The 22865-nt window shown below is 57.9% G+C and carries 22 protein-coding genes, 1 tRNA gene and 1 pseudogene; 6 read left to right on the top strand and 18 right to left on the bottom strand.

From position 1 onward, the window contains the following. Positions 1-99: 99 nt before the first annotated feature. Complete coding sequence (locus CQ009_RS24215; RefSeq protein ID WP_105708944.1) at positions 100-735, bottom strand: TetR/AcrR family transcriptional regulator; 636 nt, start codon at positions 733-735, stop codon at positions 100-102. A gap of 131 nt (positions 736-866) precedes the next feature. On the opposite strand from CQ009_RS24215, the gene CQ009_RS24220 reads away from it, so the two are divergent. After that, a complete protein-coding gene (locus CQ009_RS24220) occupies positions 867-2084 on the top strand; it encodes an MFS transporter (RefSeq protein ID WP_105708945.1) in 1218 nt (405 codons plus the stop codon). 210 nt (positions 2085-2294) lie between these two features. Here the strand turns inward: CQ009_RS24220 and CQ009_RS24225 are convergent, their stop codons facing one another. The 14 genes from CQ009_RS24225 to CQ009_RS24290 all read right to left on the bottom strand — a co-directional run bounded on the left by CQ009_RS24225 (position 2295) and on the right by CQ009_RS24290 (position 13529). Next, on the bottom strand, positions 2295-2768 hold the full coding sequence (locus tag CQ009_RS24225; protein ID WP_064390313.1) for a hypothetical protein: 474 nt from the start codon (positions 2766-2768) through the stop codon (positions 2295-2297). 37 nt (positions 2769-2805) lie between these two features. Next, entirely contained in the window at positions 2806-3027 is a 222-nt protein-coding gene (locus CQ009_RS24230) for a hypothetical protein (protein ID WP_105708946.1), read from the bottom strand. 156 nt (positions 3028-3183) lie between these two features. Next, positions 3184-4245, bottom strand: coding sequence for an alpha/beta fold hydrolase (locus CQ009_RS24235; protein ID WP_105708947.1), 1062 nt, complete (start codon positions 4243-4245; stop codon positions 3184-3186). A 92-nt stretch (positions 4246-4337) separates the two neighbouring features. Continuing rightward, positions 4338-5423, bottom strand: a complete 1086-nt coding sequence (locus tag CQ009_RS24240; RefSeq protein ID WP_146117571.1) for a hypothetical protein — start codon at positions 5421-5423, stop codon at positions 4338-4340. A gap of 16 nt (positions 5424-5439) precedes the next feature. Then, the gene (locus CQ009_RS24245) at positions 5440-7044 is read right to left on the bottom strand and encodes a GIY-YIG nuclease family protein (protein WP_146117572.1); all 1605 of its coding nucleotides are present in this window, start codon (positions 7042-7044) and stop codon (positions 5440-5442) included. Positions 7045-7363: 319 nt separating this feature from the next. After that, positions 7364-8077, bottom strand: coding sequence for a DUF695 domain-containing protein (locus CQ009_RS24250; protein ID WP_122660630.1), 714 nt, complete (start codon positions 8075-8077; stop codon positions 7364-7366). 85 nt (positions 8078-8162) lie between these two features. Then, the gene (locus CQ009_RS24255) at positions 8163-8540 is read right to left on the bottom strand and encodes a cytochrome c (protein WP_064390309.1); all 378 of its coding nucleotides are present in this window, start codon (positions 8538-8540) and stop codon (positions 8163-8165) included. Positions 8541-8591: 51 nt separating this feature from the next. After that, a complete protein-coding gene (locus CQ009_RS24260) occupies positions 8592-9107 on the bottom strand; it encodes a hypothetical protein (protein ID WP_064390308.1) in 516 nt (171 codons plus the stop codon). A gap of 66 nt (positions 9108-9173) precedes the next feature. Further along, a complete protein-coding gene (locus CQ009_RS24265) occupies positions 9174-9485 on the bottom strand; it encodes a hypothetical protein (protein ID WP_122854971.1) in 312 nt (103 codons plus the stop codon). A 71-nt stretch (positions 9486-9556) separates the two neighbouring features. Further along, the gene (locus tag CQ009_RS24270) at positions 9557-10087 is read right to left on the bottom strand and encodes a glyoxalase superfamily protein (RefSeq protein WP_105708950.1); all 531 of its coding nucleotides are present in this window, start codon (positions 10085-10087) and stop codon (positions 9557-9559) included. Between the two features lie 302 nt (positions 10088-10389). Continuing rightward, entirely contained in the window at positions 10390-10728 is a 339-nt protein-coding gene (locus tag CQ009_RS24275; RefSeq protein ID WP_064390305.1) for a hypothetical protein, read from the bottom strand. 84 nt (positions 10729-10812) lie between these two features. After that, a complete protein-coding gene (locus CQ009_RS24280) occupies positions 10813-11130 on the bottom strand; it encodes a hypothetical protein (RefSeq protein ID WP_105708951.1) in 318 nt (105 codons plus the stop codon). A 29-nt stretch (positions 11131-11159) separates the two neighbouring features. Further along, positions 11160-11378 carry a hypothetical protein gene (locus CQ009_RS24285; RefSeq protein WP_064390303.1) on the bottom strand — a complete coding sequence of 73 codons (219 nt, stop codon included), beginning with the start codon at positions 11376-11378 and terminating at the stop codon, positions 11160-11162. Positions 11379-11402: 24 nt separating this feature from the next. After that, positions 11403-13529, bottom strand: coding sequence for a TonB-dependent receptor domain-containing protein (locus tag CQ009_RS24290; protein ID WP_105708952.1), 2127 nt, complete (start codon positions 13527-13529; stop codon positions 11403-11405). A 190-nt stretch (positions 13530-13719) separates the two neighbouring features. Here CQ009_RS24290 and ppk2 point away from each other — a divergent pair, with 190 nt between their 5' ends. Together ppk2 and CQ009_RS24300 are read left to right on the top strand one after the other, a co-directional pair. After that, positions 13720-14535: a polyphosphate kinase 2 gene (gene ppk2, locus CQ009_RS24295; RefSeq protein ID WP_105708953.1), complete on the top strand. Its 816-nt coding sequence runs from the start codon at positions 13720-13722 to the stop codon at positions 14533-14535. A 264-nt stretch (positions 14536-14799) separates the two neighbouring features. Further along, positions 14800-15015, top strand: a complete 216-nt coding sequence (locus tag CQ009_RS24300; RefSeq protein ID WP_064390300.1) for a hypothetical protein — start codon at positions 14800-14802, stop codon at positions 15013-15015. Between the two features lie 5 nt (positions 15016-15020). On the opposite strand, the gene CQ009_RS24305 is transcribed toward CQ009_RS24300, so the two are convergent. Then, positions 15021-17633 (bottom strand): EAL domain-containing protein, encoded by a 2613-nt coding sequence (locus tag CQ009_RS24305; RefSeq protein ID WP_105708954.1) that lies wholly within the window; start codon positions 17631-17633, stop codon positions 15021-15023. Positions 17634-17854: 221 nt separating this feature from the next. On the opposite strand from CQ009_RS24305, the gene CQ009_RS24310 reads away from it, so the two are divergent. After that, the gene (locus tag CQ009_RS24310; protein WP_105708955.1) at positions 17855-20053 is read left to right on the top strand and encodes an OsmC domain/YcaO domain-containing protein; all 2199 of its coding nucleotides are present in this window, start codon (positions 17855-17857) and stop codon (positions 20051-20053) included. A 44-nt stretch (positions 20054-20097) separates the two neighbouring features. Here CQ009_RS24310 and CQ009_RS24315 read toward each other — a convergent pair. Next, positions 20098-20193, bottom strand: a pseudogene (locus CQ009_RS24315) (AraC family transcriptional regulator); the annotation flags it as partial. A gap of 52 nt (positions 20194-20245) precedes the next feature. Here CQ009_RS24315 and CQ009_RS24320 point away from each other — a divergent pair. Continuing rightward, a complete protein-coding gene (locus tag CQ009_RS24320; protein WP_105708956.1) occupies positions 20246-20698 on the top strand; it encodes a hypothetical protein in 453 nt (150 codons plus the stop codon). A 174-nt stretch (positions 20699-20872) separates the two neighbouring features. Next, positions 20873-20947: transfer RNA gene (locus CQ009_RS24325), tRNA-Gln, on the top strand. A 112-nt stretch (positions 20948-21059) separates the two neighbouring features. Here the strand turns inward: CQ009_RS24325 and CQ009_RS24330 are convergent. Continuing rightward, on the bottom strand, positions 21060-22778 hold the full coding sequence (locus CQ009_RS24330) for a hydrogenase maturation protein (RefSeq protein WP_105708957.1): 1719 nt from the start codon (positions 22776-22778) through the stop codon (positions 21060-21062). Between the last annotated feature and the right edge of the window lie 87 nt (positions 22779-22865).

A 22865-nucleotide genomic window follows, 5' to 3' on the forward strand; every position in this document is an offset into this window, starting at 1 on the left:
TGTGTGGGGGTGGTTGTCGGGCGCGGAGGGGGGCGGGGAGTCGAGTTATGTTGAGGTGGTCGCGTAGCCGACTGGTTTTTAGCTACGCAAGCCCCGCAATCACTGCAATTGCACCGATGTCTCACTCACCGCCGCTACATCCCAAGTCCGCATCACCTGCGTAATCGCCGCATCAATGCTCTCCAGCGGCGTGTCATCCCGAGCAAGGATGGAAATCCCCTGCAGGAAACTGTCGAACACCGTCGCCATGGCGGCTGCGTTCGCGTCGTCGGCTAACAGTCCTTCACTCACACCCCGCTCGACACACACCACAATCCCGGCGCGGGTTCGGGCGCGGGAGTGGGTGAGGGCTTGGGCGACGTGGGCGTTTTCCGGGCTCGGGGCGCTCATGACGCCGAGGGTGACCATGCAGCCTTTTGGGTGGCCGTCGTCGCATTGCATGCGGGCCGACTGGCGCAGTGCGGTTTCGATGGCTTGGCGTGGTGGCAGAGTTTCGTCCCACAGACATTCGGTGACTTGGGCGAAGGTCGCCAGGTAACGCTGCACGCATTCGTCGAACAGGGCTTCTTTGGAGCCGAACGCGGCGTAGAAGCTTGGCGCGGAAATGCCGCCGCCCAGTTCGGCTTTCAACTGTGCGAGGGACGTCGCGTCGTAGCCGTGTTGCCAGAACAATTGCATGGCCTGGTCGACGGCGTCGTCGCGATCAAAGGCGCGGGGGCGACCGGTTCTCGCCATCTTTGAAACTCCTCGGAAAGTGATTTGGATACTAGTCGATACATAAGTCGTTGACAACATGCCTCGGCTGCCGCCAGTATTTTATATCGATCGGTACGCAAGTCTGAATTTCCAAACTCAAGGAGTTTCCCGTGACACCTTCATTGACTCTCTCGGCGGCGCCCAAACGCCTGCCCATTGGCGCGCTGTTGGCGCTGGCCATGACCGGTTTTATTTGTATCGTCACCGAAACCCTGCCCGCCGGGCTGTTGCCGCTGATCAGCGAAGGCTTGGCGATTTCGCCTTCGATGGCCGGGCAGATGGTCACCGCGTATGCGCTGGGCTCGGTGCTGGCGGTGATCCCGATGACCATCGCCACGCGCGGCTGGCGTCGGCGCAATGTGTTGCTGCTGACCACCGTTGGTTTTCTGCTGTTCAACTCGATCACGGCGCTGTCGTCGCACTATGGCGTGACGCTGGTGGCGCGCTTCTTCGCGGGTGTCGCGGCAGGGTTGGCGTGGAGTTTGTTGGCCGGTTATGCGCGGCGGATGGTCGAGCCGGATCAGCAGGGCAAGGCGTTGGCACTGGCGATGGTCGGTACGCCGATTGCCCTGTCATTGGGCGTGCCGTTGGGGACTTGGCTGGGCGGGTTGGTCGGGTGGCGCACGACGTTCGGGTTGATGTCGGCCCTGACCTTGATGCTGATCGTCTGGGTGTTGGTGAAGGTGCCGGATTATCCGCCGCAGCCTGCGCATCAGCGTCTGTCGCTGCGCCGCGTGTTGACCACGCCGGGTGTCCGACCGGTGCTGGCAGTGGTGATCAGCTGGATGCTGGCGCACAACATTCTCTACACCTACATCGCCCCGTTTGTGGCGCCGGCGGGGTTGGCGGATCGTGTGGATCTGGTGTTGTTGGTGTTTGGTCTTGCGGCGTTGGCGGGGATTTGGTTGACGGCCAAACTGGTTGAGCCGCTGTTGCGCAAGACCGTGTTAGCCAGCCTGGTGATGTTTGCCGTGGTGTGTGTGGGGTTTGGATTTTGGGGGCGTGTGCCTGAGGTGATTTACCTCGGCGTGTTGCTGTGGGGATTGAGTTTTGGTGGCGCGGCGACTTTGTTGCAGACCGCGTTGGCAGATGCGGCGGGCGATGGCGCAGATGTGGCGTTGTCGTTGAATGTGGTGGCATGGAATAGCGCGATTGCCGGCAGCGGCGTGGTCGGCGGGGTGTTGCTGGATCGGTGGGGGGGTGCATCGTTTCCGTGGGCGATGGTGGTGTTGGTCGCGGTCGGGTTTGTGATTGCCTGGAGCGCTCGGGCGCACGGGTTTAAAGCGGGGCCGCGTGGTGCGGGGGCGGGGGCTGTGGTCGGGCACTGAGGTTGGGTGTCAGGTTGATGTGTTTTTGATGGGCTGACGTCATCGCTAACAGGGCTAGCTCCCACAGGGATGTGGGTGGGATTGGGATTTGTGGTTTGCCGTGAAACCCATGTAGGAGTGAGCCTGCTCGCGATGGCGGCGACTCAGTCAGCCTGATGTCGGCTGGACGGATGCTATCGCGAGCAGGCTCACTCCTACAAAGAACGTGGTCTAGCCCTGCGCTTCATCCTTCAAATCATCCAGCGTATCGACGATCGCCTCATCGCGGTCGGCCATCGCGTCTTGCATGTCTTTGGCGATGGTGGTCTGGATGGTCATGACTTTTTGCGCCAGATCGCGGCCCTGTTTCGAATTGAGGATGATTGCCATGGCCTGCTCGGGGTGCTGGTTGGCGCGAATCATCAGGTCGAGTTCATCGTTGTCGAAGTGATCAGCGTAGATTTCCACGACCATGTCCTTCAGGTCGTCGGGATCGATGTTTTCCCGCACGACGTTACGGATCTGCTCGCGCTCGAGCATCGGATAGCGGGTGGCGTAACCGGTGGACACCATTTCGATCATGTTGCCGTATTGCTTGGTCATTCCGCTGGACTCGACCAGTTTCTCAGCCTTGTCCTTGCTACCGCCGCAACCCGCCAGCGCCACGGCCATCAATACGGCCAGCGTTACTTTTTTCATGCTCATGAGCATCGTTCCTTGAAAGATTTGAAGTGCAGGAGGCTTAACGGCGACTCAGCGCGTAGGCGCCGGCGATGATTACCAGCACCACACCGCCGATGAATGCGCCGAGCGCAGGGAACATCGCCGCCGGCCACATCAGGCCCCGGCCGAGGTTGTAGAAGAAGCCTGCGTGGGAGTAGATGGAGCTGAACAGCCAGGAGTAGAGCGCGTAGATCAAGCCGATGAGCAGATAACCGGAGATTATCTTTCCTTTGAGCGACATGAAGTCTTCCTTGTGCGGGGGTGAAGCAGGGGATGGATTTTGAGTAACATACTATTTCAGTAGTGGCACATCAATGGCATTGCTGACTCATCCGCTGAGCTTCACTCACACAAGCGCTTGATAAACCGGTTGTTCTTGTCTGCAAAGGCCTTGCTGTCAGCGCTTCACCAGACTGTCTTGCTGCTTCCAGGCCTGCTGCAAGAACTCGTTGATCAACGTTGCAACCTGCTGCTGGATAACCCCCCGAGGACGCGCAGCCTCGCCATCGCCACAAATGATTCCATCGCCAGGCACGTCTTCTTCAAGCAGTGCCACGGCACCCGGTTTGCACATGGCCAGGAAAGTGAAATGGCTGGCATCGCGGATCTCGACATACTGCGTTGACGCCTGCGGCAGGCGTTTGGCGAGGTCGGCTGACTCCAGTTGCGCAGGCAGATCCTGCGACGGCGCACCGGCAGCGATCACCAGCGCCGGCACCGGCAGTCCCGCCAGGCTTTCACTGGTCATCCCGCGCGAAAAACCGAGGTCAAGGGAAACCACGGCGGTGACGCGTTTGTCGCGCAAGTCGCTGGCCAACTGAGTTTTCAGTGCGGGCGTGCTGGCCGGATTGATCTTGTCGTAATTGATGCAACTGGCCAGTTGTGAATGAACCTTGCAGTCACGCGCAAACAGCTCCGGATCGAACCGCGCCCCGGCGATTTCAATGGCCGTCCAGCCGCCGAGCGAATGGCCCACCACAGCAATCTGGCGCGGTGCGACGGCGCCAAACTTCTGCGGCTGCGAGGTTACCGCCGCAATCGCCCGGCTCAGGTCGACCGGCCGCTGCCACAACTGCTCGGCAGCTTGCGGGCGACGGTCATGGGTGGTGGTGCCGGGGTGGTTGACCGCCGCGACGATGTAACCCTGCTGGGCCAACGCACTCGCCAGCCAGCCCTGATTGCTCCAGTTGCCCCGATAACCATGGGAAAGCACCACCAGTGGATGCTCGCCTGCGCTGGCCGGCGCGTCGCGCACGGCGGCATTGCCGACAAACACCACATCGTCGGCGATCAATTGTGGCGTGGCGGTGGTTGTGCCGGGATACCAGACCACCATCTCCAGCGCACGCTCATTGTGCAGGTCGGGCAGGGTCGAGGACTGGAAACCGATAGCGTTGACGTCAGCGAGAGCGCTGGTGGTCAGGCAGGTTAGAAGCAGGGCACCGAGAGCTGGTTTCAATGAGTGGATCTTCCATGATTGGGCGAGGGGGATAGCAATTTGCAATCCGCTGGCAGTGTGCAACACAGTTTGCACACTGCGCTGGAGCTTGCTTACGTTGCCAGCGATAGATAAATCGCCAGCGCTCCCAGCAGGCAAGCCACCAGTGCCGGTGCATAGTGGATGGCTCGCGCCTTTGTGGTTCGCGACGAACTATCGATAGTTTCCAGTGACGACAGCCGCTGTTCAACGGCGCGAAGCAGAGTTTTCTGCTCAATATCAACCTGCTGCAGCTGACTGATCGTTGCAGATTGCTGCGCTAATGCAGCCTCCGCCGTCTTGGCGCGGTCGGTCAATAGATGCATCTGCCTGGCCAAGTCAGCACGCTCAGCTTCCAGAACATCCACGCGGCCGGCAAGTACGCGATTGCAATTGTCGAGCGCTGGCAGTTGCTGTGAGAAGGCCTGCGTCTTCTGCAACAGTTCAGTTATCCGAGCATCATCAAGGGTTCGATGCTGTGCGAGTCGACCTGTCTGATCGGTAAGAACTTTAACGTTGCCTTCCAGTTCCTGGGTGCGCGAAGTCGCCGACTGTTGATTTTGCTCATGTCTGGTCAACTGTGCATTGACAAACTGTTCATGGATTTCTTTTTCTTCGCGCCATGCTTCACAGTCAATCATGCGCAGTTCCAGACTATCGACCATGTCTTGCTGTTGTAACTGGTCGCAGACCTGCTGCTGCAATTGGTCAAGGAAAGCTTTGACCACGACTTTTTGATTGCCATCGAGGGTTTTTGTATCTGCCGTGACCATCGCGATTTTGTTGACCAGCGCCTCATTGAATCCCTGCAGCACCTGGTTTTTCTGGGTCATGACCTTCAACATGACTTGCAGCACTTTCTGGGTGACCACGAGACTGGCGCCCAGTCCCTGAACCAGAATGGCCAGCTCTTTATCGGTGTTACCTGACAACCCCGAGGTGAGCTGGCCCCACCAGTTCCGGCTCTCCAGACTGTTCATCAGTGAGCCAGCCTGGTCTTTGACTTCTGAACTCTGGCGTGATGCCCGTTCTATGTCCAGAACCGCCTCTTCAAGGGCTCGCGTGAAGTCCCTGATCTCTTGGTGGTTGGCGGCTGTCAGGATACAGTCGGTACGTCGCATTACAGCAGAAAGCCTGGCGGGGGTGTTATGCATGTTCATAGGCGTGCTTCTCGAATCAGGAGCGGATAATACGCAGAGTGAGAGGGTCGATCGCGGCAATGGGCTCATGAATCGACAACGTACGGGTGTAAGCTTCCATCTGTCCCAGAACCATCAGTTCTGACTCGATGTAGCCACCCAGATCGCCAATCAGCGCGAGTTCGTTTTCTGCGACGATGATGAGTTGCTCACACGCTGCGCGCTCAGCGTTCAGCACCTCCACTTGCCCGTCCTGGAAGGCGATGACTGCGTTGATAATGCGGGTCATGAAGCCCTGCAGGGCATGAGCTGAAATGCCGAAACCCACGGCAGCGACGGCTGCTGAGATGTAAGGCGCGAAGGCGGCCAAGGCGCCACCTGTCTGTGCTACCAGCCATTTTTCCAGCATCAGGTCGAGCGAATCCCATATCACCAATGAGCCGCTAATGATGACGGTTTCACTGATTTTGCGGACGAGCTCCTCACGGGGCATAGTCTGGGCCCCTTTGTAGAGCTGCCAGCTGTTGTTGGCCAAATCGAAAAGGTTGCGCGCCAGGTTGTAGATCTGGCCGATGGTCTTGGACAGGGCGTTGACGATGAACTCGGCAATACCACGCAAGAGCTGTAGCGGGTTTTCCAATACATTGCGCAATACTGCGAGGATCTTCTTCAACATCCGATCTACGCGCACCTTGATCTTGGCGACGCCGCCACTCAACACGTCTACCAGTTCATCTTTGATGGCTTTGATTGCAGTCGTCGTCAGTCGCTCGAAGATGTCATAACCAACATTCTTGAAAGCCTCGCCGGCTGCACCGGCCGCTAGAGAAATGGTCGCCCCCGATGTGTCTTTGATCTTCTTCGCTTCTTGGTTGCTGCGGGTGCCCTGTTCAGTAGCCAGCTCTTCCTTTCTGTTCCTAAGCCTGCCGTCGGACAATGCCGGCTCTCGCTTGGCATCTTCGTCCGCAGAAGAATTTGTCTCGCTCTTGCTCACGTCCTTGAACTGAGCAAAGTTCTCCCTGATCAGATGGGCTTCCAATGCGGCGGCGGTCTCTTTGGATTCCATATTGATGAACCGGACGGTGCAACCGGCTTCCATCACATCGGCGAGTTTGTAAGGCTCTGCTCCAGGTTTCTGCCCCTGCTTGTATTCGTTGAAGTGGCCGGCATTCCAGCGCGATTGCATGTTCTCGCTGTCGCCCACATACACAGGCTTATCGTATTTATCGAAGACAACATAGACGCCGGGGGCGTTGGGCATTTTCTGCTTGAAATCATCCGGTCGTTGGCCATTCTCGATCGTGAACTTGCCATCGAACTTCAAGGTTGCCAGCGATGAAATGCCATGCGTCAGGCTCTTCTGAATCATCTCTTTCCACGCCTGGCCGCGATTTGCGACCTGCATGACGGACTGGGCCGAAGTCGCTTTCAAAGCTTCTTTGGCCTCAGCACTGAAATCGGTGTGGTTGGCGTTCGGAGTGGCGTTGCGTTTGTTACGGTAGCCTGCCACCAACTTGCGGGTCACGTTATCGATAGCGCGATCGACTATAAGGTTGGCCATGGGTGGCAAGGTCGCCAAGGCTGCATCCTGAGGATTCGGGGGCAATATCGTGCTGAAAGGTGCTTGAAGTTCGCTGGCCACGCATTCGGTCCTTGTTAGTGAGGCGTTTTGTTTGATGTTTCACAAGAGAAGTGGAGCCATATCGCATAGTGGCAATTAGCTGGCTAATGCTTGGATGGTGACCGGATACGCCAGGCGCGACAAGTCCCATAAGCAACAGAGTGACTTCAGGACCGTACGCCTGGAACGAACGAGCCGAATGGTGCCGGGCGCAACCGGGCGCGGCACGAGGACTGGATAGCAGAGCAAACGCTAGCGATATCAGCAAACGCCGGGATGAGCAGTGCTGAATAGATGGCGGCGGAGGTTATTCACGCTCTGCCGCAAGTGCCCCTATCGATTACTCCACGCACAGTTTCGGGGTAATAAGGATTTCCCCGGAAGCGTCGGCTTTACTTGTCCCTTCGACATTGTGCGCAGGATCTTTACGACCGCTCCACTCGACGGGATACGGCCCGGTCGGGGCCAGTATCGTTTGCATTCGAGTCATGAAATCAGCGTCGCTTCGGGCGTAGAAAACCCACTCTCGACGTTGCTCACCGGTCACTGTGCACACCCACTTCGCCAGGCCGTTTTCCGTTGCGGCCGACTTTAGCAAAGCTTCCATTTCATTCATGCGCACCAGATCGCGAGGTCGCGGCAGGAATTTCCGGGAAGTGTAGTTCCAGCGGATTTTCATCTTGAACGGCAACGCTTGCTGCTCCGCCGCAGAAATTTTGTTGGCAGTGTGGTAGCTCATGGGGCCTGGGATATCCGGGTAGTCGGAATCCTGTAGAGGGAACTCCCCCGGATCGGCGAGACGTGCTTGTGTATAAAGATCAGGACCAGTGCCAAGAATGGCCTTGAGTGCCGCATCTCTTTCGTCATTACGGTCAACCACACAGTCCTCGTAAGCGGCACTCTGGCTTGGGCCTTCATCCAGGCACGGGTCGCGATCGACCGGTGGCGGTGGATGGGAGCATCCAGCGTTGAGCAGAGCTGATGATGCCAACAGCATTAGCAGCGGCAAAGTGCGATTAAGGGTGTTTCGGTCGTTGGATTTAATGCGATTCAAAAACGTGCCTTCCTTGGGAGGGGCGGGGGAATAGTTTGGCGGCGAGAGGCGTGCCGGAAATGCCTGATTAATGCCGTTTATCAAATCAGCGACTTTTTGAAATCACGCTACTCATGTATTGATTCAAGTCGCGAAAGTCTTCAACGCTCCAGGCGTGCGGCGCTATTTTTACGCCGTTCTCGCGCAGGGTTCTCGGAATCAAGTCGCCATTGGGGCGAAGGATGATCGAGGAGACGATGACCCCCGGATAATCATTCAGGCGTTTCTTGAAGGCGGTTGTTGTCAGGTCAGGTGTCGGCGGCTGGCTTTTATTTGCCAAGGGGCCTGTTGCTTTGATATCTGCTCCGTGGCACATCGCACATCGCTGTAGATAAAGATTCTTGCCATTGGCGTTATCGGCAACGGACAAAGATGTTTGAACGATTGACAGAATTCCAAGCGCCGCGATGAGCAGTACTTTCATTTTTTCACGTGTCCTTGTGGCGGACCGGGCAATTCGGTCCGCATTTTACGATCATTGTTCCAAGTCACCGATTGCAAGAACAGCGGGTGCGTATTTGAGGTACCACTGACGTTGGCCAGTGACAAGGTCGCTTGAACTCTTGAGTTGAGTTTCGGGCATGGAGGCGAAACTTTCTTCCCTGTGGTTAATGCGCTGCAGTTGGCCGTTGATAACCTTGTAGAGCGCCCACCCTTTGCTTTCCATGCACAGACGACTGCCTTCATTGATGATTTGCGCTTCGGAGTCGCCCAGTGAACGCCGTACCTGCACACCTTGACCGTTCTTGTTGTAACTGGCGACCTGAAATTGAACGCAGGCATTCAGGCTCTGGCTGAACTGAGCGGATGAAGGTTTATTGTTCTGTGCCTTGAAATAGACGCTGCCATCTTTGAAGTCCATATCCGCCCGATCGGACTCGACACTTTGTGCGGTGCTTGAATAACTGTTGTGTAGTGTCGAGGGGGAAGCACAGCCGTTGAGCAGGCTACCGACCAAGGCAACCATTAACAGCGAAGGGGAAATGCGCATCGAGACATCCATGGAAAATTGTATGAGTGAATCCGTATTGCCAACACGGACTCATGCAATTTGCGATTAACTGGCTTTGGCAATCGCCGCTTTCAAATCAGCAAGTCCAACCACCAAGGGTGTAGGCAGCCCTTGTTTTTCAGCGGCGATGAGCCATTCATCGAGACTGTCTTTAACCCTTTTTGCTGCTTTCAGGAGATCTGGCGCGGCGGTAATCAGCCTGGCATTAGCGTTTGACGCCGTGCCGAAACTGTAACGCCCTTCATGCAAGTCCACGCTGCTCATGGAGCAGATCGAAAGGTTCAAACTGCCAGGACTGCTAACTTCGGCTGTCTCATCCAGAACCCAAGGTCCCGGTGTATGTGTGAATTCGCTCAATAGCCTGCTCCGTGATGCTCAATGGTTCGCGTGATTCAGGGCGGACCGGACAACCGGTCCGAATTTTACGATCAGCTCTGGCAGAAGCGGATGCGGTTGCCGAAGGGGTCGTACACTTCCAGGACCTTGCCCCAGTCCTGTTGCATAACACTCGGACGTCCGTATCCGTAGCGCTTGTTCAATAATTCTTCGCCGAACGATTCGATGTTATGCATCGGCACAAACACCGTCGAGCCTGGACTTGCATCGCCATGATGTTCGGAAAGATGCAGTTGCAGGCCATTGCGGCTGATCCCCAGGTAGAGCGGTAGATCCGCTTCGAACCGGTGCTCGAATTCGACACTGAAACCGAGAAAGTCGAGGTAGAACTCGCGGGCTTTGGTTTCGTCGAAAATTCGCAGGATAGGAATGGCTTTATCGAAGGTGATTGCGGATTCGGGTAGTGCCGCAGGCAGCATTGCCGATGCGGTATTCCAGTCCTTGTAACCCAACTGCTGCGCGACTGTTTCCAGTGCTGCGCAATGGGTCATCGCTTGATCGCGCGACTCCAGTGCGGCGCGCAGCCGTTTGGCCATCTGCTTGGCTTGTTCGATTGAAAGCATCGTATCTCCTGTGGTCGAGATATTCTGGTGCTCGCGTTGCCAAACCTCGACTTCAAGAAATGCGCAGGGATTTGGGGAAAAGAAGCAATGCTTTCACCTTTCCTTTCGGAAGCGAGCGGCAGGCAGCATCAGCCTGCGCCGATGATACACAGCGGCCCAACACAACGAAAGCCGCTCCCACGCCCCTGTAGGAGCTGCGGCACGCTGCGATCTTTTGATCTTTGAATGCAAGATCAAAAGATCGCAGCGTGCCGCATCTCCTGCAAGAGCGTTTGCAAAACCAGGCCGGGACGCGCCTTCACTCACCACAGGCGCGCTTCAGCTTCATCGAATTTATCGGCGACTTTCAAAAAAGTATCTGCCCATCCGCTGCTGAGACTGAGCTCTTGAAGCGGTCCGGTAGGAGCGAAAAGCACGGCGATGTGAAGCTTGTCGGGTAGCGCGCCAGCTCTGAGCGAATGAAGCAGCAACTCCAGTTCGGTTTTTGCCGCATCCTCATCCGCCCACGAAGACCAGCTGAAATCATTGTCAGGAAGCGATACCAACTCGATCGAGGCTTCCAGTACCTGGATGAGTAGTTCACGAGGACTGCTGTGTTGTGGGAGGCCTTGAATCAACTGTTTCGTACTGGTAGTTTTCATAACGCATCCTTGGCCTGGTAGTGCAGATGTTTGAGTGACTTCGCAGTTGGTACTCGGCTTTCGGGGCGCAGCAGCAAGATGCACTCAAGCCTGGGAGCGTTCGATCTCATGGGCCAGTCCCGCAGCTTTCTCTCGCAACTTGCTGAATTCTTCGTTCAGCTCGACATGGTCTGACTTCCATGAAAGCACCCGACCATCAAAGCGCTGGCCGAGAACGACGTCGTTGAAAGAGCCCATCCCGCCATAGGCCTTCAATAGATACTCGATCCCTGAATAATCAGACTGCAGCAATCGGCTTCGGGCGTTGCGCATCCACAAGCTCCAGTGAGTATCACCATCGCTCTCAAGCAACGTCGCGAGCTGCTCAAGCGTGCCGATCAGCTCTTCTGTTTTCGGTCCCATTGCTGCCTTCGCCAATGAAGTTTTAGCGCTTACTTTATCTGAAACACACTGGAAATGAGCTTCAATGCCTTTTCCCCATCAGCCTCATAAAGTCCGTGCAAATGCGTCTGATCAGAGAGTTGATGCAGGCGGAAATGGTTATAAAACGCTTGGCCAAGCCGCTGACTCTGGAACTTGCCCTGACGCCAAAGACTGAGAAAGTCAGCATAGGCAGCACTCTCGATTTCAAGTCTTAAAGGTTTGTCCATTCAAGCCACCGTCTCGAAAAAGTGTCAGAGCAAACTCCACGAAACCCCGACATAAACCCCCATCCCTTCACCCGGCGTTGAACGCGCGGCATCCAGTCCTTTGTCGTCATAACCCGGCGTAACTGTCGCCGCGTAGTGCTTGTTGGTCAAATTGCGCATGTCCAGCCAACCTTGCCAGTCGCCCTTCGGCGCGTTGTAGCCAAGGGTAGCGCCGAACAATGCGTAAGGATCGGCGTAATAACTGTCTGCGTAATCCACGGCAACTTTGGAAACCAGTTGGGTATTTACCGCGGCGAAGAAACCTTGCGGCCAGTCATAGCGCAATTCACCCTGGTAGTAGTGCATCGGCAAGCCCGGCAAGCGGTTGTCACCGAAGCGATCATCGTCGCGGTAGTGGAAATCGCTGAAGGTGTAGGCCTGACGCAGGCTCAACTGGCGGCCATCGGCAGCCGACCAGAGTTTGCTGTTGAGGCTGGCTTCAATACCTTGGTGCACAGTCGGGCTGGCGTTCAACTCATAAGGCGTGACGGCATTGGCATCCGGCAGCACCGAGAGCAGCTCATGCCGCACTTGCGCGTAGTACCACGCCAGGCTCCATTCGCCAACGGCACTGTCGCCGCGGCCACCCAGTTCCAGCGTGGTCGCTGTCTGGTTTTGCAGCTTGACCGGATCCTTTTGCGTGCCGGTTGCCGCGCCGTTGCCGGCCGGGAAGCGCACGTTGGTGCTGTAGATCAGCGACCACGGGTGCGGTGCTTCGACCGAGCGGCTAAGGTTGCCGAACACTTGCAGGTCGGGGTTGATCTGGTAGCGCAGACCGATACGCGGGGCATAGTCCCAGTCGTTCATGCTGGTTTTGCCGCCGCTCTGCGGGTAGGTCACGTCACTTTCTCGACGGGTGTAGATGGCGGCAAGCCCGGTGGTCAGCCAGAGGTCGTCGGCGAGTTCCAGGTCATTGCCCAAGTGCAGAACGGTGTCCGAACCCTGATACGTGAAGTCGCGCATTTTTGTGCCCGACGCATAACCGGCGGTGTTGCCGGACGGAACTCGCACGAATTCGCTGGCGCCGTCATTGGGCAAATGTTTGGTCACGCGCAAGCCGAGATTGCTGCGGCTTTCCATGCCGAAAATCGTGTCGCGGCGTTTGTAGTCAAAGGTACCGCTGACGTCGGTGTAGGCGACTTTCAGGCGGTTCGGGCCTTCGCGCAGGTCCATCGGGTAATCGTGATAGACCAGGCCGGTCTGGATGCTCGAGTCGTCGTCGATGTACCAGGTGGTTTTGTTGCCGATGAACGTGCTGCCCGGTTGCTTGCGGCTGTCGTCGCGCGCCACATAGGACGGATTCGCCGCTCGCGACGAGTGTTCGATAGAGTGCTTGGTCACGCGGCCGGCGAGGTCGTTGTCGGTTTCGCGGTAGCGGATGTAGAAGCGCGTTTCCAGGTTCGGGTTGAAGCGATAGCCGAAGTTGGCGATCACGCCTTTGCTTTCGCTGGCGGTGTGATCCTGATAACCGTCGGCGTTGGCGTCGGTCAGCGACACGTAATAGTCGAAGTCGCCCAGTACTTGTCCCGAGCTGACCTGACGCTGCTGATAACCATGGCTGCCGGTGGCGTAACGCACTTGCAGTTTCGGCGCGTTGTAACCGGTGTGGCTGACGTAATCGATGGCGCCGCCGAGTGCCAGCGAGCCGCGATCAAAGCCATTGGCGCCGCGCAACACTTCAACGTGATCGACCCACAGTGGTTCGAGCAATTCATAGGGTGTGCCGCCGGGGCCAGTCAACGGCAGGCCATCGAGCATGGTGAACAGCCCCGAGGCATGGGCGCCCGGTGCGCGGTTGATGCCCGAGCCACGTACCGAAATCTTCACCCCTTCGTTACCCGCCGACTGCGCATAAACCCCAGGTTGATACGCCAGCACATCCTGATTGCTCGCCACGCGGCCCTGCAAAGGCTGGCGCATATCGACGACGTTGGTGCCGCCGGGCACCTGTTCGAGTCGGGTTTTGGCTTCTTCGACGCTTGCGTCTGAACCGCTTTGCTCGTCGGCCGAAATCAGCACTTGCCCCAGTTCCAGACCTTGAGTCTCGGCCATTGCCGGGCAGGCGAGGGCCAGGCCCAGCAGGGCGGTGGGCAGGGATTTGGACGCGGGCATCGAAAAAACTCCAGGCAGACAAGGGCAAGGCAATGAACAGTGCGACGCAATAAAGAACGAAGGAAACACATGGCAATTTTGCTTTTTGCCGGGTCATGGCAAACGGCACGTCATGAACTAACCTCACGTGTCTGGTTTGTCCCGTCAATCAACACTCTGTTTCTGCATTTATTGGAGAGAGGCCAAGGTCATGGCAAAAGGCAAAAAGAAGGCCGCCACGGCGCCTGAAAGTCCGAAGCTGAAAAACAAGGATTACCTCGAGCATTTGCGCAAACTGCACGTCGAACTGGTCAAGTTGCAGGAATGGGTGATTGCCAAGGGCGTTAAGGTTTGCATCGTTTTCGAAGGCCGCGACGGCGCTGGCAAGGGCGGGACCATCAAGGCATTGACCGAGCGCGTCAGCCCGCGTGTCTTTCGCGTGGTGGCATTGCCGGCGCCGACCGATCGCGAGAAAAGCCAGATGCACGTGCAGCGCTATCTGCCTTATCTGCCGGCGGCAGGCGAAGTAGTGATCTTCGATCGCAGTTGGTACAACCGCGCCGGTGTCGAGCGGGTGATGGGCTTCTGCACCGACGAACAGGCTGACAAATTCCTCAAATCGATTCCGTGGGTCGAGCACGCCATCGTTCAATCGGGAGTGATCCTGCTCAAGTACTGGCTGGAAGTCAGCCCCGAAGAGCAGACCCGCCGGCTTGAGGCGCGAATCAACGACGGACGCAAAACCTGGAAACTGACGCCGATGGACCTTAAGTCCTACAGCCGCTGGTACGACTACTCACGGGCGCGGGATGAAATGTTCAAGCATTCCGACACCGAACACGCGCCGTGGCTGGTGGCCGATTCCAACGACAAGCGCCGCGCCCGGTTGAATATCATTACCGATGTGCTCAGCCGCATTCCTTATGAAGATGTGAAACGCGACAAGGTCGAATTGCCGAAACGGCAGAAGCCGGGCAAGTACCGCGATCCGGATTATCCGTATAAACGCGTAGCGGCAAAGTTCTGACGAATTGCGCCAGACACAGTGGGCGGCTGGCCAGCAAAAAAACCTGTAGGAGTGAGCCTGCTCGCGATAGCGGTGTGTCAGCCAACACATCCGTCACAGACAATCCGCTATCGCGAGCAGGCTCACTCCTACAGAGGCGGTGGTGTATCCATCATTGCTGATCGGCGAAGCCCTTTGGAAACAAGTAGTCCATCCGTCGACTGCGCTGAACCATCGCGATCTCGTTTCTTTCTACCCGTGGAGCCCTTCACGAGATCATCCCTGATGTTCGATCAGCGCAAACAAGACAAATTGGCGGCATGGCGAAAACTGGCGACGCAAGCGCAGATGCGTCTGGACCCGGAACAACAGTACGACGAACTGCTCAAGGCCGCCGATGAAATGGAAGAGCAAGGTCTGATCACCAGCGCCGAGTGGCGGCAGTTGGTGCGTGATGCGGGCAATGTGTTTACCGCCGAATTGGGTCGATCACCCAGCTAAAACGCTCAGGTTACCCGACCCTTTTTTGATTTCAGCTGTACACCTCTGGAGTCCTGCAACAGCCGAGCAAACGCGATTTTGTCGATCGGCCGACTCATGAAGTACCCCTGCACCTCGTTGCATTGATCGACCCCGAGAATATCCAATTGCTCTTCGGTCTCGACGCCTTCGGCCGTCACGGTCAGGCCCATGGCTTTGCCCAGGCCGATGATCGCCTGCACCACCGCGCGATCATTGGTGCCGCTGCTGATCGAGGCGATGAAGCGCTTGTCGATCTTGATCCCGTCAAAAGGATAAGCGCGCAGGTAACCCAGCGATGAATAACCGGTGCCGAAGTCATCCATGTTCAGGCGCACGCCGAGTTCTTTCAGGGCATTCATGGTGGTCAGGGCGCCGTCGGTGTCGTTGAGCATCACGTTTTCGGTGATCTCCAGTTCCAGGCGACTGGCCGGGAAACGGGTTTGCACCAGCACTTCGCGAACATCCTCGACCACATCGCTGACCGCAAACTGCGCGGGCGACAGATTGACCGAGAGCAGAATGTCTTCCGGCCAGCCCAGCGCGGTTTCGCAGGCCTCGCGCAGCACCCAGCGGCCGAGCGGGACAATCAGATCGGTCTGCTCCGCCAGCGGGATGAACAGGTCCGGGCCGAGCAATCCCTTGGTGGGATGCTGCCAGCGCACCAGCGCTTCGACCGAAACGATGTGCTTGCCATCGATCTTGTAGCGCGGCTGATAGTGCAGGATGAATTCGTTGTGTTTGAGCGCGTGGCGCAGGTCGTCTTCCATCTGCCGGCGGGTCTGGATCTGATCGCTCATGTGCGCTTCGAAATAGCACCAGGTGTTCTTGCCCTCGGACTTCGCTTGATAGAGGGCGATGTCGGCGTAACGGATCAGGTCGCTGGGCACGTAACCGTGGCGCCGGCTGAGGGCGATGCCGATGCTGGCGCCGATGTGCAGCGGATGGTGTTCGAAGACCACCGGTTGATGCAGGCTGCCGATCAGGCGGGTGCAGAATTTGTCGATTTCGTGCGGGCTGTCCATGCCGTTGAGCACCACGATGAATTCGTCGCCGCCCAGTCGCGCGACGATGTCGTGTTCGCGGGTGCACTCACGCAGGCGCACGGCGACTTCCTGCAGCACGGCGTCACCGGCCGGGTGGCCGAGCGAATCGTTGATCGGTTTGAAGTTATCGAGGTCGATCATCAACAGCGACAATGGCGGCGCGTGCTCCTTGAGCAGCAGGGCTTCATCCAGATAACGCGCGAGTTTGTTGCGATTGGGCAGGCCGGTGAGGGCGTCGTGCATCGACAGGTGCTGGATCTGCGCATGGGCGGCGACTTCGTCGGTGATGTCGCTGGCGGTACCGCGATAGCCAATGACCGCGTGCTTGTCGAAGATCGGCCGCGCGGACAGCCGACAGTGGCGCTGCTGGCCGGAGTGGTCACGGTAGGTGCAACGCAAGTCACTGGCGCTGCTCTCCTCGGTGAGGTTTCTCAGCCACAGTTCCAGTGGCGTGGTGTCACAACTCAACAGGTGGCCGATGTCTTGCCCCAACCACAGGGTTTGCGGGTAACCGGTCACTTCGCTGAAGCGCGCCGACAGGTACGTCAGCGCGAGGGCGCGATCGACCTCCCAGATCCAGTCGGACGCGGCTTCGGCCACGGCGCGAAAGCGTTCCTCGCTGGCTTCCAGCTCGCGGTTGGCGTTTTCCAGTGCTTGATTGGAAGTTTGCATGACGGCAAAACTCTGGTCGACGTACTGCGATGATCGCAAGGCGTGACGGAAGAAGTACGCGGTCAGCAGCATCAGCACCACAATCGTCGCGCCGAGTGGCGGCAGCAATGACCACAATAAATGTTGCCCGGGCCGTTCCAGATCAGCGATCAGGCTGTAACCGGTGCTGTCCAGCGGCACCCGAGGGCGCTGCGGGTCGATGGTCTCGTCCGGCGCCAGGGTCAGGTTGTTCAAGCCGTAACCGCTGCCAATCAGACGCAACTTGGTCGGCGTGAGTTTGTCGACGAACACCAGCACCGATGAGGTCTGAGGGTCGCCAAGGGGCCGCTCATCGTTGGGAATGATCGCCGCCGCCGACACCAGCGCCGGCCAGCCTTCGAACAGTGAATAGCGGCTGACCGGTTTGGTCAGATCACCTTGGCCCAACACTTGATCGAGTAACTCCGTGGCGCTCACCTGAACGAACGCGGGCAGCTCGGCATCGACCATTTGCCCGCGCACGACCGCGTAACGGGTGCCTTCGCGGCTCAGCACGAACACGCCGTCATAGCCGTCACTGGTGAACAGGGTTTTGCCGAGGTTCTGCTCGGTGTAGGCCCAATCGGTGTCGACCTGACCGCTCAAATGCTCGTAGGCGGTGGTCCAGTAGGCGTAACTGGTGATGTAGTTTTTCGAGGCAGTGATGCGGTTTTCCAGCGCGCGAGCCGAGTAAAAGCGGGTTTTGTCGATTTCCTCGCTATCCAGCGCATTGGCAATTCCCAACAAGGCGACTGTCGCGGCGATCACACCGCTGACGAACAGCGCGCCGACGGCGATGGCCAGACGCCGGGTAACGGCGCTTTGGCGCGGTGGGAGAGGGGCCGCATAACTGGAAATGTCCATGTGCTCGTCCTTGATCCGCTGTCTTCTGAATCTAGAACCCTGGCACGGGCGCAATGTTCAGATTCTTCTGGGCGACTGCACTGAAAGCGTAGTGAAACCCGCGCGAATTGCCTCCCCAAGTGCAGGACGCCGATCAGCGGCCAATCCCGAAAGGGCAAGACTTCCCGCGCAAAAACCGGATAATGGCCGCCATTCGTTTAGCCGTATTCTGGTAATCCCGCATGGAAATCAAGGTCAACTTTCTCGACAACCTTCGACTTGAAGCCAAGTTCGACGACTTCACGGTGATCGCCGATCAGCCCATCCGCTACAAGGGCGATGGTTCGGCACCGGGGCCGTTCGACTACTTTCTGGCGTCGTCGGCGTTGTGTGCGGCTTACTTTGTGAAGTTGTACTGCGACACGCGCAACATCCCCACGGAAAATATTCGCCTGTCGCAGAACAACATCGTCGACCCGGAAAACCGCTACAACCAGATCTTCAAGATTCAGGTGGAATTGCCGGCGGACATTTCCGAGAAAGATCGTTTGGGCATCCTGCGCTCGATCGATCGCTGCACGGTGAAGAAGGTCGTGCAGACCGGCCCTGAGTTCATCATCGAAGAAGTCGACAACCTCGACGCCGATGCCCAGGCGCTGTTGATGCCGGTTGCAGGTTCGGACGCTGGTACTTTCATTGCCGGCAAGGATCTGCCGCTGGAGCAGACCATCGCCAACATGTCGGGGATTCTGGCCGATCTGGGCATGAAGATCGAAATCGCCTCGTGGCGCAACATCGTGCCCAACGTCTGGTCGCTGCACATTCGCGATGCGCATTCGCCGATGTGCTTTACCAACGGCAAGGGCGCGACCAAAGAAGGCGCGCTGGCCTCGGCACTGGGCGAATTCATCGAGCGCCTGAACTGCAACTTCTTCTACAACGACCAGTTCTGGGGCGAAGAAATCGCCAACGCCGAGTTCGTGCATTACCCGGACGAGCAATGGTTCAAGCCTGGCCCGAAAGATGAGTTGCCGACGGAAATCCTCGACGAGTACACCCAGAAGGTTTACAACCGCGATGGCGAGCTACGCGGCTCGAACCTGTTCGACACCAACTCCGGCAACACTCAGCGCGGCATTTGCTCGCTGCCGTTCGTGCGCCAGTCGGACAATCAAGTGGTGTACTTCCCGTCCAACCTGATCGAAAACCTCTACCTGAGCAACGGCATGAGCGCTGGCAACACCCTCGCCGAAGCGCAGGTGCAGTGTCTGTCGGAGATCTTCGAGCGCGCGGTCAAACGCGAAATCCTCGAAGGCGAAATGGCTTTGCCGGACGTGCCGCAAGAAGTGCTGGAGAAGTACCCGAGCATCCTCGCCGGCATCAAAGGCCTGGAAGAGCAGGGCTTCCCGGTGCTGGTCAAGGATGCATCGCTGGGCGGCGAATTCCCGGTGATGTGCGTGACCCTGATGAACCCGCGCACTGGCGGCGTGTTCGCCTCGTTCGGCGCGCACCCGAGCCTGGAAGTGGCGCTGGAACGCAGCCTCACTGAATTGCTCCAGGGCCGCAGTTTCGAAGGCCTGAATGACTTGCCGCAGCCGACGTTCTCCGGTCAGGCGGTTACCGAGCCGAACAACTTTGTCGAGCACTTCATCGATTCCAGCGGTGTGGTGTCGTGGCGCTTCTTCAGCGACAAACCTGATTTCGAATTCGTCGAGTGGGATTTCTCGGGCCAAGGTGAAAACTCCAACGCCGAAGAAGCCGCGACGTTGTTCGGCATCCTCGAAGACATGGGCAAGGAAGTCTACATGGCGGTCTACGAGCACATCGGTGCCAAGGCCTGCCGGATTCTGGTGCCGGATTACTCGGAGATCTACCCGGTCGAAGACCTGATCTGGGACAACACCAACAAAGCCCTGCAATTCCGTGCCGATATTCTCAACCTGCACAACCTGAGCAAGGTCGGCCTGCGCAATCTTGCCCAAGGCCTGGAAAACAGCGAGCAGGACGATTACACCGAGATCACCACGCTGATCGGCATCGAGTTCGATGACAACACGCCGTGGGGCAAGCTGACCATTCTGGAACTGCGCCTGCTGATCTGCCTCGCCTTGCAGAAGTACGATCAGGCCAAAGACCTCGTCGAAGCCTTCCTGCAATACAACGACAACACCGTCGAGCGCGGCTTGTTCTATCAAGCGGTCAACGTGGTACTGGAGATGGAACTGGACGAGGATCTGCAACTGGAAGACTACGAAGCCAACTTCCGCCGCATGTTCGGCAACGAGCGCATGGACGCGGCGATTGGTTCGGTCAATGGCAGCGTGCGCTTCTACGGCCTGACGCCGACCAGCCTGAAGCTGGAGGGGCTGGATCGGCATCTGCGCCTGATCGAGAGTTACAAGAAGCTGCACACGGCGCGGGCCAGTTTTACCGCCCGGTAAATGAAAACCCGTGGTGAGGAATGCCTTCACCACGGGTTTTGCGTTCACTGCAACGGCACGTAGATGTCCGTTTGCCATTGCTCTTGAAGCGTCTCGGGATAGCCGCTCTGGTAACAGAAAAACAGCGGCTGATCTCTGAGTGCGCTGGGTTTGCAGTGCATGGAATAACCCTTAGGTCATGGAGATCCCTGAATGCCTGAAATAATCGTCAAATCCAAACTGGTCAACTTTCTGGTGGCCGACGTTGAAGTGAATTACGAAGAGGTCGGCAATTTCTACGACAGCGTCGGCGCCGGCAATGTGAACGTGCTGGCCGGGGTGATGCAATCGTTCCAGCAAGCCTATGGTGGCCTGTGGGTCGGCGGCAGAATGCGATTGACCAAAACCGCACTGCACCTCAACGCCAACGCCATGAACCGCTTGGTGCAGGACGGCACGCTGGACATCGAGATTCCGATCGGAATGATCAAGGGCGTGTGTATCGACGGCGGTTTCATCACTCGGATCATCCGCCTGGATACCGATGCCGGGTGCGTGATGTTTCGTTGTTTTGGCGCGAAGGAAGTGGTTGCGCTGATCGAAAAGATGATCGTGCCGCGTGTTTCGTTGGCGGTGCTCAAGCGGGGAATGCATCGAAATCAGTGACAGATTTGGCGATCACCTGGCGGGCGAAATGGCCCCAAGAGCGCCTTCTAGCCCCTGAAAAATAATAACTGGCTGTTTTAAAACAAATTTTTTTCATTTTTTGCTTCACAGATGCAACGAATGTTGGTAAATTGCCGCGCATTCGCACACAGACAGTTACACGGTGTGAGATACAGGGGCGTCGCCAAGCGGTAAGGCAGCAGGTTTTGATCCTGCCATGCGTTGGTTCGAATCCAGCCGCCCCTGCCATATTCAAGAAAACGCCAGTTCGCGAGAACTGGCGTTTTTTTATGCCTGCGATGTGTTAAATGCTGGATCTGCCGAGGCCATCGCGAGCCGATCCAGCCCATTCACCGTCGATTCAACCTGCCAACTCGACTTTCTGCCCCCGCGCCCAATCCGCCACCAGCCGCGCCGGTGTCCCGCACACCTTGCGCTTGTAGACGAAGTGGTGGCATTTCTCGGCAAACCCGCTGCGGTTGTAGAGCATGTCTTCCTGCATTTCTTGCAGCTCGCTGTCGCGGCATTGCTCAATCAGCACTTGATCAATGCGCGACTTGCGCTCGCGCACGGCGGCGTAGGTCGGATCGCTAAGCACGGCATTGGCGCGTTGCAGCAGCCACAGGGCAAACTCATCCGGGCAGCGCGGGCCGACTTCCTGAACCATGCCCAATTGCAGCGCCTGATGGGCGCTGACCGGCAGGCACGCCTGGGTCAATTGCTCGGCCATTGCCGGTCCGACTGCGCGGGGCAGGCTGTACGTCCAGTATTCCGAGCCATACAAACCCATGCTCTTGTAGTGCGGGTTGAGCACGATGTCGGCCCGCGCGAAGACAATATCAGCCGCCAACGCCAGCATCACACCGCCGGCGCCGGCATTACCGGTCACGCCACTGACCACCAGTTGCCGCGCACTCAACAGCTCTGCACAGACATCATCGATCGCCTGAATATTCGCCCAGGCCTCGGCGCCGGGATCTTGCGCCGCCTGAATCACATTCAGATGCACGCCATTGGAAAAGCTGCCACGCCCGCCCTTGATCAGTAGCACACGCGTGTCGCGCGACTTGGCCCAACGCAACGCTTCGACCATGCGCTGGCACTGCTCGGTGCTCATCGCGCCGTTGTAGAACTCGAAGGTCAGCTCGCCGACATGCCCCGACTCCCGATAACGCAGCGGTTGATACGCCTCGTCGCTGAACGGCTGGCTGGCGATCGACCAGTCCAGTCTCGGCACATCGGCCAATTGCCCGGCGAGCACATGCCGCGCCGGTTGCTTAAAGGTTTCTTCACCCGGTTGTGGTTTGCACCGTAGCGAACCGAGCCACACGCTGTGATCGCCTGCCGCCACCAGTACCGCATCGTCGTGCACAGCGAGAATCTCGCCGGGCAGGCCGCTGCGCGTATCCAGATGTGCGTCGTACACGTAATACTGGCCGCCGGCGAGGCTTGCCAACACCCCCGGCTGGCCATCGGCAGCATCAATGCTGCGTTTGATGAAGCGGGCGCAGTCGTGCCAGCTGAAGCTGCGATCCACCTGTTTCATGTTCGGTTGCAGGCGGCCGCGGACGGTCGGATTAGCGTAATCCAGCGGCACCGGCACAAAGCCGTCGACGAATTTCTCCACCACCTCGCGAATGCAACGAATCGCCGCATCGCTGACCCGACCGTTGTACAGCTCGGATTTGCGCAGCCCCGACGGCAGATTGAATTCGCACGTCGCCCAGACCGGGCCAGCGTCCATTTCCTCCACCGCTTGCAGGGCGGTGACGCCCCAGCGTGACAGTTCGTTGCTGATCGCCCAGTCCAGCGCGCTGGCACCACGATCGCCGACGATGCCTGGATGAATGATCACCACCGGACGTTGCGTGTTGCGCCATAACGCTTGCGGTACGCGATCCTTGAGGAACGGGCAGATCACCAGGTCCGCACCGCTGTGTTCAATCTGTTCGCATACCGCGGTTTCGTCGGTGAACAGGACGACGCTGGGCGAGTGCCCGGCCTGACGCAATTCCAGCCAGGCGCGTTGCGTCAGGCCGTTGAACGCCGACGACAGCAGGATGATGTTGAGTGGTCGCATGAATGTTCTTCCTTGAATGGGATCAGCCGCGGGCTCCCAGTGAGCCGTCCCTGGCCTTCGATGGAGCCGGAAGATTAATCAGTGTCC

It is taken from the genome of Pseudomonas sp. MYb2 (assembly GCF_002979955.1).
Lineage (GTDB): Bacteria > Pseudomonadota > Gammaproteobacteria > Pseudomonadales > Pseudomonadaceae > Aquipseudomonas.

Bases quoted from the DNA above. Each gene is read 5' to 3' on its own strand.
- CQ009_RS24290 (WP_105708952.1), bottom strand. From the start codon at position 13,529: ATGCCCGCGTCCAAATCCCTGCCCACCGCCCTGCTGGGCCTGGCCCTC.
- CQ009_RS24280 (WP_105708951.1), bottom strand. From the start codon at position 11,130: ATGGGACCGAAAACAGAAGAGCTGATCGGCACGCTTGAGCAGCTCGCG.
- CQ009_RS24225 (WP_064390313.1), bottom strand. From the start codon at position 2,768: ATGAGCATGAAAAAAGTAACGCTGGCCGTATTGATGGCCGTGGCGCTG.
- CQ009_RS24255 (WP_064390309.1), bottom strand. From the start codon at position 8,540: ATGAAAGTACTGCTCATCGCGGCGCTTGGAATTCTGTCAATCGTTCAA.
- CQ009_RS24270 (WP_105708950.1), bottom strand. From the start codon at position 10,087: ATGCTTTCAATCGAACAAGCCAAGCAGATGGCCAAACGGCTGCGCGCC.
- CQ009_RS24260 (WP_064390308.1), bottom strand. From the start codon at position 9,107: ATGCGCATTTCCCCTTCGCTGTTAATGGTTGCCTTGGTCGGTAGCCTG.
- CQ009_RS24305 (WP_105708954.1), bottom strand. From the start codon at position 17,633: ATGGACATTTCCAGTTATGCGGCCCCTCTCCCACCGCGCCAAAGCGCC.
- CQ009_RS24330 (WP_105708957.1), bottom strand. From the start codon at position 22,778: ATGCGACCACTCAACATCATCCTGCTGTCGTCGGCGTTCAACGGCCTG.
- CQ009_RS24240 (WP_146117571.1), bottom strand. From the start codon at position 5,423: ATGAACATGCATAACACCCCCGCCAGGCTTTCTGCTGTAATGCGACGT.
- CQ009_RS24300 (WP_064390300.1), top strand. From the start codon at position 14,800: ATGTTCGATCAGCGCAAACAAGACAAATTGGCGGCATGGCGAAAACTG.
- CQ009_RS24320 (WP_105708956.1), top strand. From the start codon at position 20,246: ATGCCTGAAATAATCGTCAAATCCAAACTGGTCAACTTTCTGGTGGCC.
- CQ009_RS24285 (WP_064390303.1), bottom strand. From the start codon at position 11,378: ATGGACAAACCTTTAAGACTTGAAATCGAGAGTGCTGCCTATGCTGAC.
- ppk2 (WP_105708953.1), top strand. From the start codon at position 13,720: ATGGCAAAAGGCAAAAAGAAGGCCGCCACGGCGCCTGAAAGTCCGAAG.
- CQ009_RS24215 (WP_105708944.1), bottom strand. From the start codon at position 735: ATGGCGAGAACCGGTCGCCCCCGCGCCTTTGATCGCGACGACGCCGTC.
- CQ009_RS24310 (WP_105708955.1), top strand. From the start codon at position 17,855: ATGGAAATCAAGGTCAACTTTCTCGACAACCTTCGACTTGAAGCCAAG.
- CQ009_RS24275 (WP_064390305.1), bottom strand. From the start codon at position 10,728: ATGAAAACTACCAGTACGAAACAGTTGATTCAAGGCCTCCCACAACAC.
- CQ009_RS24230 (WP_105708946.1), bottom strand. From the start codon at position 3,027: ATGTCGCTCAAAGGAAAGATAATCTCCGGTTATCTGCTCATCGGCTTG.